Genomic DNA, 373 nt, shown 5'->3' with positions numbered 1-373 from the left:
AGTTATTCTAAAATTAAGTGTATTATCTAAGAAAAATACTAAATTTGATTTATTAAAAATAACTAACGATGTTGCGATAGACCCTTGAATCCGCCATTTTGCGGTGAAAAATTCCCTATTTCACACCTACTAAGAAAATAATCTGCAATCCAAAAAGTTGTCGTTTATCAAAGAAAATTTGAAAAGTTTTATGTGAAATAGAAACTAGCGAAATCATTAAGCAGAAAGTAATTTGGACAAATTAAAGTGATGCAGTTTGCGTCGAAATAAATTTTGGTGAAATCGTTAAGCCGAAAGTATATTGGTTAAATTAAAGTGATGCAGTTTGCGTTGAAATAGATTATGGTGAAATCGTTAAGCCGAAACTAATTTA

The organism is Flavobacterium gelidicaeli (genome assembly GCF_013294005.1).
GTDB lineage: Bacteria > Bacteroidota > Bacteroidia > Flavobacteriales > Flavobacteriaceae > Flavobacterium.
Note: the sequence above shows the minus strand (reverse complement) of the source record.